The organism is Acinetobacter sp. V115_6 (genome assembly GCF_031799025.1).
GTDB classification, from domain to species: Bacteria; Pseudomonadota; Gammaproteobacteria; order Pseudomonadales; family Moraxellaceae; genus Acinetobacter; species Acinetobacter pittii.
In genome coordinates this window covers 524,692-537,741 of the sequence record NZ_JAVQNO010000021.1, presented here as the reverse complement: position 1 = coordinate 537,741, position 13,050 = coordinate 524,692, and the positions used below count along the sequence as shown (strand labels likewise).

Below are 13,050 nucleotides of genomic sequence, written 5' to 3'. Positions count from 1 at the left end.
TTAAAAAGCCCAAGTTCAACTTGGGCTTTTTTATTGATTGGGCTTATTTGAGTTGTTCGATGAGTGTTGGATAAATCAGCCCATCTACATTTTGTTCAGTTTTATAAATACCGTTTTCGACATTAAATTTATTGACGTGATAGCTAGAGCCATAAATTGAGTCAAAACCTTGAGATTTAGCAAATACTTTTTTATTGGCATTGATATCTAATAAATGCGTACCGCTGACCATCAACTCATATTGCTTTGGGTCGACCCCTGAACGGTTTGCCATAATTTTAACCGCATCGGCATGGGTTGCAGGGTCATTAATATATTTAACGGTTTTATCCCACACCTGAATGACTTTTTTCCATTCCTCTTGATGAGCAGTTAAATGACTCATGTTGACTGTTAAGGTGTCGTAAATTAAACCCGGCTTGTCTTTAGAGGTATAGATAATTTTAGAGCCTGCCACTGCTTTTAATGCCTGACCTGCAACAGGTTGCCAAACAGCAATCGCGGAAATATCAGGGCTATTAAACACTTGGGGTAATTGGTTAGTGGCTGAGTTTACTAGCTTCACCTCATTCGCTTTAATGTTATGGTCAGTCAAAGCTGTTGCTAACAAAAGATGGTCAACCAGGCCTTTTTCGACACCGATTGATTTTCCTTTTAAGTCTTGAATGGTATTAATGCCCTCTTTTGCAATAATGACATCATTGCCCGCAGAATAATCTGTTGCCATGATCATCATGCCTTGCGTGCCACCCGAAGCAGTTACCAAGTTATCGCCATTGGTGACCAACACAGCGTCGAGCTGATTTGCCGAAAAGGCCGAAAGAGAAGCCGAATAATCAAACCATTTAAATTCTACATTTAAGCCTGCTTCTTTTAACCAGCCTTTCTCAATAGCCACTTGCCAAGCCACCCAGCCCGGCCAATCACTATATCCAATGGTAATTGGTTTTGTATTTGTGGATGCCTGAGTGTCTTGTTTGGCCTCGGGCACTTTAGCGGTATTGTCACACCCACCCAATACAACTGCCGATAAAATAGATACGGATAACAACGCTTTTTTAATCATATAGAAACTTCCCCAACATTTTTACTAACACTTTGAGCGGTTTGATTGAGTGACTGTATATAGGCTCGCCAGCCTCCAAAATGGCTAATATCGGTTGCATCTTGAATGGCATAAGCTTCGCAAATAAAGCCTTTGATCCATGTTCCATCTTTTAGTTTCAGGTTCCCAATACCAAGTGGTGCAGGCACTTCAGCCACAATGGCTCCAAAATTTGCTAAGGGAACATCCCACACTTCGACGTCAATTGACGTACCTGTCACGTCGCATTGCAGCCCCGGTTTTGGTGGCGTGGTATTTTTTAAGGCAAAGAGTTTATAAGCATCTGCTGTCTTGGTTTTCTTAAGCAAAGTGGCATTGCGACTAGTGAGCTGAAAATTAAGCGGCATGCCTGTTAAGTGCGCTCCCACCACAGCTAGCTGCACTGAATGATTTGAGTGGATGTTTATACTTTTTTGATAATGTTGAGTTGATTTAGCTAAACTCAGCGATGTTTTGGCTTGCCAAAGCTGCGCAAAATTAGCAAGTGCCTGATCGTGCCAAGCAGGTGCAATAAAGGTTACCCCACTTGGTAAGCCGTCTTCACGGAGTACATTTGGTAAAGCTAAAGCCGAAAGATCAGCAAAATTAACAAAGTTGGTATAGGCCCCCATGTGTGCATTTTTAGTCAATGGGTCGGCTTCAACTTCGGCAATGGTATAAATGGTTGGCGCTGTCGGAACCATCAAGGCATCAAAAGGTTGTAATGCCACATTAATTTTTCGAGCTAGTACGGCGCGGTTATATTCGGCTTGAAGTGCATCTGTTGCCTTGAATTTATCTGCCTGCGCAATAATCTGGGCAATGACTGGATGAGCCTTTTCACGTGTTGTCATGCGTTCAACGGCAACTGTTCTTTCTGCCACCCAAGCATCGTTATATAGTGCGGCAGCAAGCTCATTAAACGCACTGAAATCAATACTCTCAATTTCATAACCCAGTTTTTTTACGCGCTCAATTGCCACTAAAAAAGCTTGTTCAGATTCAAGATCACCATAAAACTCAAGCTGAGCTGGAATAGCTATTTTTCGTTTAGAAAACTGAGTCGGTACATTGGCTGGATGCACTCGTGAATATTCATCTGTTTCATCGTAGCCCTGCATTAAACTGGCAACGGTCCACGCGTCATCAATATGCAGCGCAAAAATAGAAATGACATCAATAGTCCGACAGGCAGGAATTAGACCTGTGGTAGAAAACCAGCCTTTTGTCGGTTTAAGGCCCACAATATTGTTATGGCCAGCAGGAACACGGCCTGACCCCGCCGTGTCTGTCCCCAAACTAAAAGGCACAATACCGTTGGCGACCACCACTGACGAACCTGAGCTTGAACCACCACTAATATATTCAGGGTTAAAACTATTTTTTACTGCACCGTATGGAGAGCGAACGCCAACCAGTCCAGTCGCAAACTGATCGAGATTAGTTTTTCCAACCACAATCGCCCCTGCTTTTTTTAGCTTGGCAACTACGGCAGCGTCTTGCTTAGCTAAATATTGAATCTCTTTACAGGCAGCAGTCGTATGAAAGCCAGTGACATCAATGTTGTCTTTAACTGCAAATGGCAAACCATATAAAGGTAAGTCAGCAATATTCTGGTCTTTTAAAATATCAATTTGCGATTGAATCTGCTCGTTCGATGCAATTTCAATCCACGCATTATCATCATTTTTAATTTCTGCAACGTAGCCAATCAGATCTGCAAGATGGATTTGCCCGTTTTGATATGCTGTTTTCCAGTCTTGAATTGTCCATAAATTTTTCAACACGCTACTCCTCATTTAGTCATTTTGCTGTATAGGCGGCATGACGGCATCCATCAGTTCTAGATGTCCTTTGATTACCCCTTTAAGCACAATAAATTGCTGGCTAATTTGTCTAAGCTCAGAACTCGCGCCCTGCATTAACATGACTTGCAATATCTTTTGTTGGTCGAGCTGGATATGAAGTGAGCTAATCACCTGTGCTAAAAACTGTTGCTGTAAATCGACCAATTGATTACGCAAGGTCATTTGGCTTGCGTCATAAAGCAGCGTTAAGGTGCCCACCATGACTTCATTGGCCTGTGCTTGCTCTGCAATTAAGTGTTTATTAATCATGTCGACAATGGCTTGCGAGCGACTTTCATAGTTCTGCTCAACAATTTTTTGGTCGAGTGCGTTAAGTGTCGTTTCAGGTACGGTAATACTGATTCGAGCCAACTTTTGTTTTGCCACAGTCTTATCCTTTTGTTTTAGGCGGCTGATTGTTTTGCTTGATATATACGCCTGCACGTACACTAAGCAATTCGACTAAAAAGGCTTTTAAAGTTGGCTTTGGTTGAACCACAGGTTTTACATCGTTCATTTCGCACCTCTAGTTTGGTATTACCAAATTCAGTTTTTGTATTACTGATAAGAGATGCAGAAAATGTGCCAGTTTTTAAGGTAGGTTTTGATGGATTTGAGCGGTATTTATGAGTGTTTTTTGGGCAGAAAAAAGCCCCATGCACAGGGATGGGGCTAAATTAATAAATCAAGCTAAACAGCATATATAATTTTAGAAGTATAAAATTTTTATAAAATAATTTAACTAGATAGAAATAGTATAAATTTTAGGCTAGATTAATCTAACAATAAATAATGAAGTCAAAATCATATGGAATTAATTTCAATAGTTTTGGAAAACTTTAGGGGCTATCATTTAAAACATACAATTTTAATTGATGAATGTTTAACAGGAATTATAGGAAAAAATGATGCTGGTAAGTCCACAATATTTGAAGCCTTAGATATTTTTTTTGAAAATTCAAGTTTTGAGAAAAATGATCGGTGCATCTTTGCTACAGAAGAACAAAATACTTCTATCACATGTGTATTTAAGGACTTCCCTGAAAGTTTAAGTTTAGATGCCACTTCTCAGACTACTTTAGAAAGTGAATATCTTTTAAATAATGATTCATTTTTAGAGATCAAAAAAACTTTCCGTGTAAATCAAAAAATCACAACCGAAGTTTCAATTATCGCTAATTATCCATCAAATCCTGATCTAAATAGTTTAATTACACTTAAAAATGCTGAGTTAAAAAGCTTAATAAAAACTAAAGGGTTAGATATTACTCAAGTAGATGACCAGCGCTCTAATACCTGCTTAAGAAAGTTTCTTTTTTCTTCCGAGGCTCTAACTTTCCAAACTAAAGAAATTTCACTGAACAAAGAAGATGCAAAAAACTTATGGGAAAATATAAAAAGTTTTTTACCTATATTTGCATTATTTAAGTCTGATAGAAACAGTAGCGATCAAGATAGCGAAGTTCAAGATCCAATGAAATTAGCAATAAAAGCAGCTCTTTCTGAAATTCAGCCCAAGTTAACTGAAATACAAGAATATATACGGACAAATGTAGAAGATGTAGCAAAGAGAACGTTAAATAAACTTGGGGAAATGGATTCAAACCTAGCCAAGGATTTGATACCTAATTTTTCTAAAGATCCCAAATGGGATTCAATTTTTTCTATGACTTTAACATCAGAGTTAGGAATACCAGTTAATAAAAGAGGTAGTGGTGTCCGTAGACTAATTTTATTAAATTTCTTCAGAGCTGAGGCTGAAAAAAAATTCAAAGAAGCTAGAAATAGGTCAATAATATATGCAATTGAAGAACCAGAAACATCACAACATCCTAATTATCAAGAAATGCTTATCAAAGCATTATTAGAATTATCTCTATCTCCCAAAACGCAGATTTTAGTTACAACTCATACACCAGCATTAGCAGGTTTATTACCACTGGCAAGCTTACGTTATATCAATAAAGTTGATAAAAATCACATTATAGAACATGCAGATACAAACCAAATATTAGATAAGATTAGTCATGATCTAGGAATACACCCTTTTGGCTCGATAAATGATACACAATGCAAAGGTTACATATTTGTGGAGGGAGTATCAGATGTTGTATTCCTACAACATATCTTTTCAAAAATTCGCAGAAAATTCTCTTATTCAAAGAGATTATATTAAAGCGAGGGATATTCAGTTATTAATAAGCGGTGGCAGCGATAATTTAAAACATTGGGTAAATTATAAATTAATTGAAACGCTTCAAAAACCATGGGCTGTATTCTTTGACTCAGACAATGATGGGCAGAACTGTGATAAATATCAGAAGAATATAGAGACTCAAAAAAGATATTCACATGTTGTCTTCCATCTAACGAAAAAAAGAGAATGTGAAAATTATCTTCATAAAAATGTTATTTCGCGCATAACAAATGGAGAAGTTGTTTTTTCACCTAATGATTATGCTGATCAGAAGGTCTTATTACATACCGAATTAATAAAATATATTGCAGTTAAAAAAACTAATTTAATTGAGAAATTATGGCACACAACCACTTGTGAGGAAATTATTGAAAGTTGCACAGATGTAGATGGAAACAATGAATTTCTAGAGTTTATTAACCGTATCGAAACACATTTTAGTTTGCATGAAGATTCTAAAAAGACCGCATAAGCGGTCTTTTTTATTTGTTCTCTAGACTATAAGTAGAACCAATCATCGTATGTGCCCATACCGATAAAGACTCTAAAACAGGCTTAAAAGACTGGCCTAATTCAGTCATTTCATAGACCACTTTAATCGGTGCTTTTTCACCATAAACGGTTCTGGAGATTAAACCACTTTGCTCTAATTGTTTAAGTTGAAGGCTTAAGGTCATTTCTGTGATGGTGGGCATTAATTGATTGATTTCATTAAAACGTTTTGGCCCATCTTTTAAATAATACAAAATAACACCTTTCCATTTTCCACCCACCAAATCCATAGCCATACTGATATGACATGGATACGTTTTTCCATTCATGGTGATTTCACATTTATTTTCAGTATTTGCCATTTTTAACGCCACCTATCAACTTTGATAGTTATTGTACACCCATACTATAAAAATTATAGTGACTATGATTTTTATAGCTACAAGGCATTATTATGGCTTTACTTATTTTGGCCCATCCCTACTACGCTCAATCAATTGCAAATAAAACGATAGTGAATGAACTTATAAAAACCTATCCGGACCTTGAAGTCCGAGATATTTTCCAGCTTTATCCAGACTATAAAATTGACGTCAGCGCTGAACAAGAAGCGTTGCTACGCCATGACACCATTATTCTGCAATATCCAATGTTCTGGTTTAATATGCCGGCAATTTTGAAATTATGGTTTGATGAAGTTTTTACTTATCAGTTTGCTTATGGCTCTCAAGGCGACAAATTAAAAGATAAAAAAGTCATTATTAGTATGACAGTCGGGCAAAAAGAAGCCGATATGGTGAATGATCGGGAAAACTTAATTGATAGCTTTTTGAAAGCGGTTCAATATTCAATTCAATATACGCAAATGCAGTTAAGCGCCACTTACTTGCTTTATGACGTTTCGCCTTTATCAGGTAACCCAGAGTCAAAAATTAAATTAGAAGCTGTTGAACATGGTCATAAAGTATTAAAGCATTTGACCGAAGCATAAGGTTTAAAGAGAGCATTGATATTAATGCTCTCTTTTTAATTTAGGCCACAGGTGCCAAGGTAAATAGCACTTGTCCTGTTTTTACGGTTTGCCCTTTTTCAATGGTAATGGTTTCTACTTTCATGCGTTCTGGCGCAATAATCGGAATTTCAATTTTCATTGCCTCAATTACCGCAAGGGTTGCGCCTTCTTCAACAATATCCCCCGATGCACATTCGATTTTCCAGATTGAGCCTGGCATGTGTGATTCGACTGCACACCCCCCTTCAGGAATAACTACGGTTTCGCCCTCATCTACAGCATCTAGGCTTTCAGAGATATATTCTTGCAAGCCCGCTTCGTGCCAACGGCGGCGCTCAGCCTCAAAGTTAGCTTGCTGTGTATCTTTAAAGGCTTGAATGCTATCTTGATGTGTTTTTAAAAATTCGTTGTATTCTTTTAGGTTGAGTACACCATCTTCAATGCGAAGTTGTAGTCGGCCCGCCTTAAAGTCTTCACGCATTTGCAGAAGTTCAGCCTCAGAAACTTCATAAAACTTAACTTGGTCAAAAAAGCGTAATAACCACGGTTTGCCATCTTCGAAGTCGGCATTTTTACGATAACGACTCCACATTTGAGTAGTACGGCCAACAAACTGGTAACCACCCGGTCCTTCCATACCGTACACACACATATAAGCCCCGCCAATGCCGACGGCATTTTCAGGTGTCCAAGTTCGTGCAGGATTATATTTTGTGGTGACTAAACGTTGGCGTGGGTCGAGCGGTGTCGCCACGGGTGCACCTAAATACACATCGCCTAACCCCATTACTAAATAGTTCGCACTATAGACCACATCTTTAACTGCTTGCTTGGAAGCTAAGCCATTAATACGACGAATAAACTCGACGTTATCTGGGCACCACGGCGCATCTGGGCGAACAATTTGCGTATAACGCTCGGTGGCAAGTTGAGTTTGCGAATCTTCCCAAGCTAAAGGCAAATAGACAGTCCTTGAAGACACCTGCATATTTTGAATATCGGGTAACTCGGCTTCTGCTTGTTGAAGTTTCTGTAAAAGCTCCAGTTGATCGAGTTGAATTGAATCAAAATGAATTTGTAGTGAACGAATACCCGGTGTTAAATCGATAATACCCTGAATGTTTTGATCTTTAACCCATTGCATGAGCGCATGAATACGGAAACGTAAATTTAGGTCGAGCACTAACTCACCATATTCCACCAACAAATAGCTATTTCCTGCTGGTCGATAGGTCACGCTTGGTAAATCAGTTTTACCTTCTAAAGTAGCTAAAACTGCATCTTTTAAAGTGTCGGGTTCTGCTTGAATGGCTGGGTTGAAATCAATACGAGTTGTATCAGCCGCAGTTAAGCTTTGATGATATTTTTGATCGAGTGCTTTTGCTTGCGCATAACTCACAGGTACAAATTTGACCTTATCGCCTGCTTTTAGCTGCCCGATTTTCCAAAGCTCGGAATGAATCACTACCGCAGGACAGACAAAGCCACCTAAGCTCGGACCATCTGGACCCAAAATAATTGGCATATCGCCCGTAAAATCAATTGCCCCAATCGCATAAGCATTATCGTGAATATTGGATGGATGTAAGCCTGCCTCACCACCGTCTTCACGTGCCCACTCTGGTTTTGGGCCAATTAAACGAATGCCTGTCCGGCTTGAGTTATAGTGAATTTCAAACTCATTGGCAAAGAAGGTATCAATATCTTGTTTGGTGAAAAAATCAGGTGCGCCATGTGGCCCATACATCACGGCAATTTCCCAGTTTTGGGTAAAGCTAGGAATTTGCGCTTGAGCTAAAGCTGTAGTCGATTGAGCGGAATATTCAGTAATCGGCAGCATATCGCCAATTAATAAATTACGGCCTGCGTGCCCACCAAACTGCCCCAAAGTAAAAGTCGCCTGTGAACCTAAATAGTCAGGAACCTCAAAGCCACCTTTCACGCCTATATAGCTACGGCAACCTGAACGGATAATCCCACATTTTAAAATCTGGCCTTTTTTCACATTGATGGTTTGCCACATCGGCACAAGTTCGCCATCAAGTTTTGAAGGCATGTCACCGCCTGTAATGACAATTTGGCTGTCGCAGTGAAACTTTAAAGTTGGCCCTTGCAAGGTACATTCAAGCCCTGCGGTATTTGGCTCATTGGCTAAAAGCTGGTTTGCCACAGTTAAACTGAGTGGATCAATCGCACCTGATGGCGGCACACCAACATCCCAATAACCTAATCGGCCTGTTACGTCTTGAATGGCAGTTTGAATGCCAGCCTGCAATACCTCAACTTTCTGAGTTTTCCATTCAAACGTATTTAAAAATCGAGTGGTTTGAGTACCTAAAGCAAACACATTGCAAGCAATAATGTTTTGCAAATATTCCAAATTGGTTTCGATACCAGCGACTTGCGTGTTGGCAAGACTAGCGCTCATTGCCTGTATGGCTTGGTCCCGTGTTGCAGCAGTTACAATGATTTTGGCAATCATGGGGTCATAAAAAGACGACACCGTTGAACCCGTTTCTACCCATGTTTCTACTCGGGCTTGCGGGTCAAATTTAACATGCGTGAGTAAGCCTGCACTTGGTTGGAACTGTTTAATTGGGTCTTCGGCATAAAGACGAACTTGAATGGAGTGTCCTGTTGGCTCTAACTTTTTAGTCGGTGCTGACCAGTCACCGCTTGCCAGTGTAACCATCCATTCAACTAAATCAACACCAAATACTTGCTCGGTCACACCGTGCTCGACTTGCAAACGCGTGTTAACCTCTAAGAAATAAAATTCTTGGGTTTCGGTGTCCATAACAAACTCAACCGTACCTGCTGAGCGATAGTTCACCGACTGCATGAGTTGAATCGCAACTTTTTGAAGATAGTCACGTTGCTGTTCATTTAAGTGTGGCGCGGGTGTTTCTTCAATCACCTTTTGATTACGGCGTTGTACCGAACAATCACGCTCACCCAACGCTAAAACTTGCCCTTGCCCATCACCAAAAATTTGAACTTCGATATGGCGTGCATGTTGTACAAATTTTTCTAAATATAAACCTGCATCTTTAAAATTGACTTGCGCCAAATAAGACACGGTTTGATAGGCATCTTTTAACTCGGTTTCGTTCCAGACCAGACGCATGCCAATACCACCGCCACCCGCGGTACTTTTCAGCATGACTGGATAACCAATATGGGCAGCTTCGGTCAAGGCGTCGGCTTCATCGGTAAGTAGTGAACTGCCCGGCAGTAGAGGCACATTGCTTTTAATAGCCAGCTCACGCGCAGTATGTTTTAAACCAAAATCGAGCATTTGGCTTGAAGTTGGTCCAATAAAAGCTATACCTTGGCTTTCGCACAAATCACAAAACTCGGCATTTTCAGACAAAAAACCATAACCCGGATGAATGGCTTCTGCTCCCGACTGTTTTGCAACTTCAAGGATTTTTTCAATATTTAAATAGCTTTGATGCGCAGGTGCAGGACCAATCAGAAAAGCTTCATCGGCCAAAGTCACGTGTAAAGAATCACGGTCGGCTTCGGAGTAAACTGCAACCGAAGCGATCCCGAGTTTTTTAAGGGTGCGAATTACGCGACAGGCAATTGCACCGCGGTTAGCAATCAGAACTTTTTTAAACATGCTTACACCCCTTCCGCTTCACGGACAACCAATTGAATTTTGGTTGGGTTATAGGCATTACATGGGTTGTTTAGCTGAGGACAATTGGAAATTAAAACAATTAAATCCATTTCTGCCCGAACTTCGACGTATTTCCCCGGTCCTGAAATGCCGTCATCAAATTTAAGCTGACCGTCTGGCGTTACTGGCACATTCATAAAAAAGTTAATGTTTGGGCCGATGTGACGCACATTTAAGCCATGCTTTTTTGCAATGGGATGTTTTGCCAAGGCATACATAAAGTTGTTACGGCAACTATGCATAGGGTACGTTTCATGTGCATAGCGAACCGTATTACTTTCACATGAACAGGCACCGCCAATGGTGTCATGGCGCCCGCAGTTATCATCATGAATAACGGCAATTGGACGACCAAAGTTACTATAGAGCTTGGTGCCCTTTTCTAAATAGATTTGTTGGTTGATAGCCAAAGTGTCCATTGCGCTATAACGTTCAGTTGGATTTTCGGCACTCATAAACAAAGTATCGACCGCTTGGTTTCCCTCAAGGTCAATAATTCGAAAATATTGGCCCTTTTTAACCTCGCACATCCACGCTTCACCCGCAGGACAAACTTCATTTAAAACTGCTTTTTCAAATGATTGTAAAACTGTCATGATGCTTCTCCTGATTTAAATATTGCTAAGCGCGTAGTAGCGGGCTGTGTTTTGAAACGCACGCTGATTTTGCGAACACGCATCACGACAAATATCGTTGTCTGTTAGTGAATTGGCTTTAAATAAACTGAGTTGAATATCGGCAGGTTGATAGCTTTGGCTGGTATCTAAACCGTGCGGTGCGGCAGATAAAAATAGCAGGCAGTCCATTTCAAAACGCAATTCAATGGTTTGATCAGTATTGTCAGAACTGACATAAGACAAAGCGCCGTTTTCGTCTGGTACAACTTTAGAAAATAGATTAACCGCGGCACTCAGGTCTTGGCTGGCAAGTCCGTATTTACACATTTCAATGAGCAGGCTGTCTAAGCCGTTTTGATACATATCATTGCGGGCATCTTGAAATGTGCGCGCACCAAATTGCTTTTCAATTTGCTCTGGTCGACTTGGGCCACAAAGTGCATCGTTCCAACCATGGTCGTCGTGAACAATCGAAGCCATGACACGGCCTAGGTCTGAGTACAGCACATTGGAAGCTTTTAAATAGGCAGTATGTTGCCCTTTTAAACTGTCGGGCATGTTAAAACGTTCAAGCACATCGGCAGCATTTACACAAAACAAAGAAACATTTGCCTGAGCGCCAAGCGATGTAAATCTAAGAATGGTTCCTTTTTGAATACGACCCGACCAGTGATGTCCGCCGGGTAAAAGTTCGGTCCAAATCGCCTGATGGTTATGATAACTTGCAGTGTTCATAGCTACTCCTGTCGGATAGTTTTAGACTTCCTCCCGGGCTTTTATCCCTCCGTGTAGTTCGCTAGGAACCGTGAACTCTCGGTCCAGACATACTGTAAGTATCGGAACCCTAGATCACTTTTAATTAGTTATGACTATGCAAAGGACATGCCAGCTTAGTATTACGGTTTTTGTTAAAAGTAATACTAAACTTGGGCAATTTGAGTGCGATTTAAAACACAAAATAAAAAGCTGCACTAAAAATTGTGCATTTCATAGAAGTATAAGAAAGCTAATTCTCAACACAATTAGATAGCAGGACTATAAATTGTCTACTTAATCCAAATCTAATTTATGTCTGAGCTTTAATATATCGACCAGACCTTTATCTCTGGTTTCATATAAATCGATATCTTTATATTGTGCTAATAGCTGGTTGGTTTCTGCTTCCAATATCTCTGTTGTCTCGTCTGAATGTTGAAATGCATGCATATCGTTCCACCATTCTGTCATAGGTGGGCCTAAATGATGAATCGCCTCTTTAAAGCCCTTTTGGTTGGCAAGCTGCATATTAATGTAGGGGCCAAATAACGCCCATCTTAAACCCGGCCCACTGGTAATCGCGACATCGACATCTTCAGCAGAGCACACGCCTTGTTCAACCAATGAAAAAGCTTCTCGCCATAGCGCAGCCTGCAAACGGTTTGCGACATGCCCTTTGACTTCTTTATTTAAAACAATTGGATTCTTGCCCAACTGTTTATAGAACTCAGAAGCCTGTTTTAAAATTTGAGGATCAGTCAGATTACCACCAACGATCTCGACCAAAGGTAAGAGATGAGGCGGATTAAAAGGATGACCTAATAAAATACGTTCAGGATGTTTGGCCTCTTTTTGAAAATCAGACACTTTTAAGCCCGATGAACTTGAAGCAATAAGAGTATGTTCAGGACAATATGCTGTGATGTCTTGATATAGCTGTTGTTTTACATCCAGACGTTCAGGGGCATTTTCTTGAATAAAATCTACATCTGAAACTGCATCTTTTAAATTATTAAAAATTTCCAGATGAAGCAGTACATCTTGCGGAGAATAACTGTGTTCAGCGTTTTGGTCTAAAGCCAATAAATCATTTAAATTTGCAGATATTCTTTTTTTAAAGACCGCTTCATCTATAGGATAAGGGTCGTAAACATTAACTTTAAATCCTTTATATAAAAATAAGGCCGTCCAACTTGCACCTATTACACCTGCTCCAACAACACCAACCGTTTTAATGACTTCCATATTTTCCTCGTAAGAATGTTGTTTTATTCGAAATTTCTTTACTCATATGAATGCTAAATAAACATAGCAGATTCAACCAATCAATAAATTTAATTGTTTATATTTTATATAATTT

General features: G+C 39.8%; 12 protein-coding genes and 1 riboswitch. Of the genes, 3 read left to right on the top strand and 9 right to left on the bottom strand.

Annotated features, from left to right (window positions below):
• Positions 1 to 43: 43 nt before the first annotated feature.
• The 4 genes from RMA94_RS10995 to RMA94_RS10980 are packed head-to-tail and all read right to left on the bottom strand — an operon-like array spanning position 44 to position 3,448.
• Positions 44 to 1,066 (bottom strand): ABC transporter substrate-binding protein, encoded by a 1,023-nt coding sequence (locus RMA94_RS10995; RefSeq protein ID WP_086400028.1) that lies wholly within the window; start codon positions 1,064 to 1,066, stop codon positions 44 to 46.
• Positions 1,063 to 2,871: an allophanate hydrolase gene (gene atzF, locus RMA94_RS10990; protein ID WP_311082886.1), complete on the bottom strand. Its 1,809-nt coding sequence runs from the start codon at positions 2,869 to 2,871 to the stop codon at positions 1,063 to 1,065. The genes RMA94_RS10995 and atzF overlap by 4 nt, the downstream gene beginning before the upstream one ends.
• Before the next feature lie 12 nt (positions 2,872 to 2,883).
• Positions 2,884 to 3,318, bottom strand: coding sequence for a CopG family ribbon-helix-helix protein (locus tag RMA94_RS10985; RefSeq protein WP_001118705.1), 435 nt, complete (start codon positions 3,316 to 3,318; stop codon positions 2,884 to 2,886).
• A 4-nt stretch (positions 3,319 to 3,322) separates the two neighbouring features.
• Entirely contained in the window at positions 3,323 to 3,448 is a 126-nt protein-coding gene (locus RMA94_RS10980; RefSeq protein ID WP_001000625.1) for a hypothetical protein, read from the bottom strand.
• A gap of 291 nt (positions 3,449 to 3,739) precedes the next feature.
• Between RMA94_RS10980 and RMA94_RS10975 the strand changes: the two genes are divergently transcribed.
• Together RMA94_RS10975 and RMA94_RS10970 are read left to right on the top strand one after the other, a co-directional pair.
• Positions 3,740 to 5,107 carry an ATP-binding protein gene (locus tag RMA94_RS10975; protein ID WP_311082884.1) on the top strand — a complete coding sequence of 456 codons (1,368 nt, stop codon included), beginning with the start codon at positions 3,740 to 3,742 and terminating at the stop codon, positions 5,105 to 5,107.
• Entirely contained in the window at positions 5,037 to 5,600 is a 564-nt protein-coding gene (locus RMA94_RS10970; protein ID WP_311082881.1) for a hypothetical protein, read from the top strand. Before RMA94_RS10975 ends, RMA94_RS10970 begins: the two co-directional genes overlap by 71 nt.
• A gap of 10 nt (positions 5,601 to 5,610) precedes the next feature.
• Here the strand turns inward: RMA94_RS10970 and RMA94_RS10965 are convergent, their stop codons facing one another.
• On the bottom strand, positions 5,611 to 5,982 hold the full coding sequence (locus tag RMA94_RS10965; protein WP_017481483.1) for a helix-turn-helix domain-containing protein: 372 nt from the start codon (positions 5,980 to 5,982) through the stop codon (positions 5,611 to 5,613).
• Positions 5,983 to 6,074: 92 nt separating this feature from the next.
• On the opposite strand from RMA94_RS10965, the gene RMA94_RS10960 reads away from it, so the two are divergent.
• Complete coding sequence (locus RMA94_RS10960) at positions 6,075 to 6,611, top strand: NAD(P)H-dependent oxidoreductase (protein WP_017481482.1); 537 nt, start codon at positions 6,075 to 6,077, stop codon at positions 6,609 to 6,611.
• A gap of 40 nt (positions 6,612 to 6,651) precedes the next feature.
• On the opposite strand, the gene uca is transcribed toward RMA94_RS10960, so the two are convergent.
• The 4 genes from uca to RMA94_RS10940 form a co-directional block, all read right to left on the bottom strand.
• Positions 6,652 to 10,257, bottom strand: a complete 3,606-nt coding sequence (uca, locus tag RMA94_RS10955; protein WP_311082877.1) for an urea carboxylase — start codon at positions 10,255 to 10,257, stop codon at positions 6,652 to 6,654.
• Between the two features lie 2 nt (positions 10,258 to 10,259).
• On the bottom strand, positions 10,260 to 10,913 hold the full coding sequence (locus RMA94_RS10950; RefSeq protein WP_000217380.1) for an urea amidolyase associated protein UAAP2: 654 nt from the start codon (positions 10,911 to 10,913) through the stop codon (positions 10,260 to 10,262).
• Between the two features lie 15 nt (positions 10,914 to 10,928).
• Positions 10,929 to 11,669, bottom strand: coding sequence for an urea amidolyase associated protein UAAP1 (locus RMA94_RS10945; protein ID WP_311082875.1), 741 nt, complete (start codon positions 11,667 to 11,669; stop codon positions 10,929 to 10,931).
• Positions 11,670 to 11,697: 28 nt separating this feature from the next.
• Positions 11,698 to 11,793: riboswitch (guanidine-I (ykkC/yxkD leader) on the bottom strand.
• Between the two features lie 191 nt (positions 11,794 to 11,984).
• Positions 11,985 to 12,935, bottom strand: coding sequence for a 3-hydroxyacyl-CoA dehydrogenase NAD-binding domain-containing protein (locus RMA94_RS10940; protein ID WP_311082874.1), 951 nt, complete (start codon positions 12,933 to 12,935; stop codon positions 11,985 to 11,987).
• Between the last annotated feature and the right edge of the window lie 115 nt (positions 12,936 to 13,050).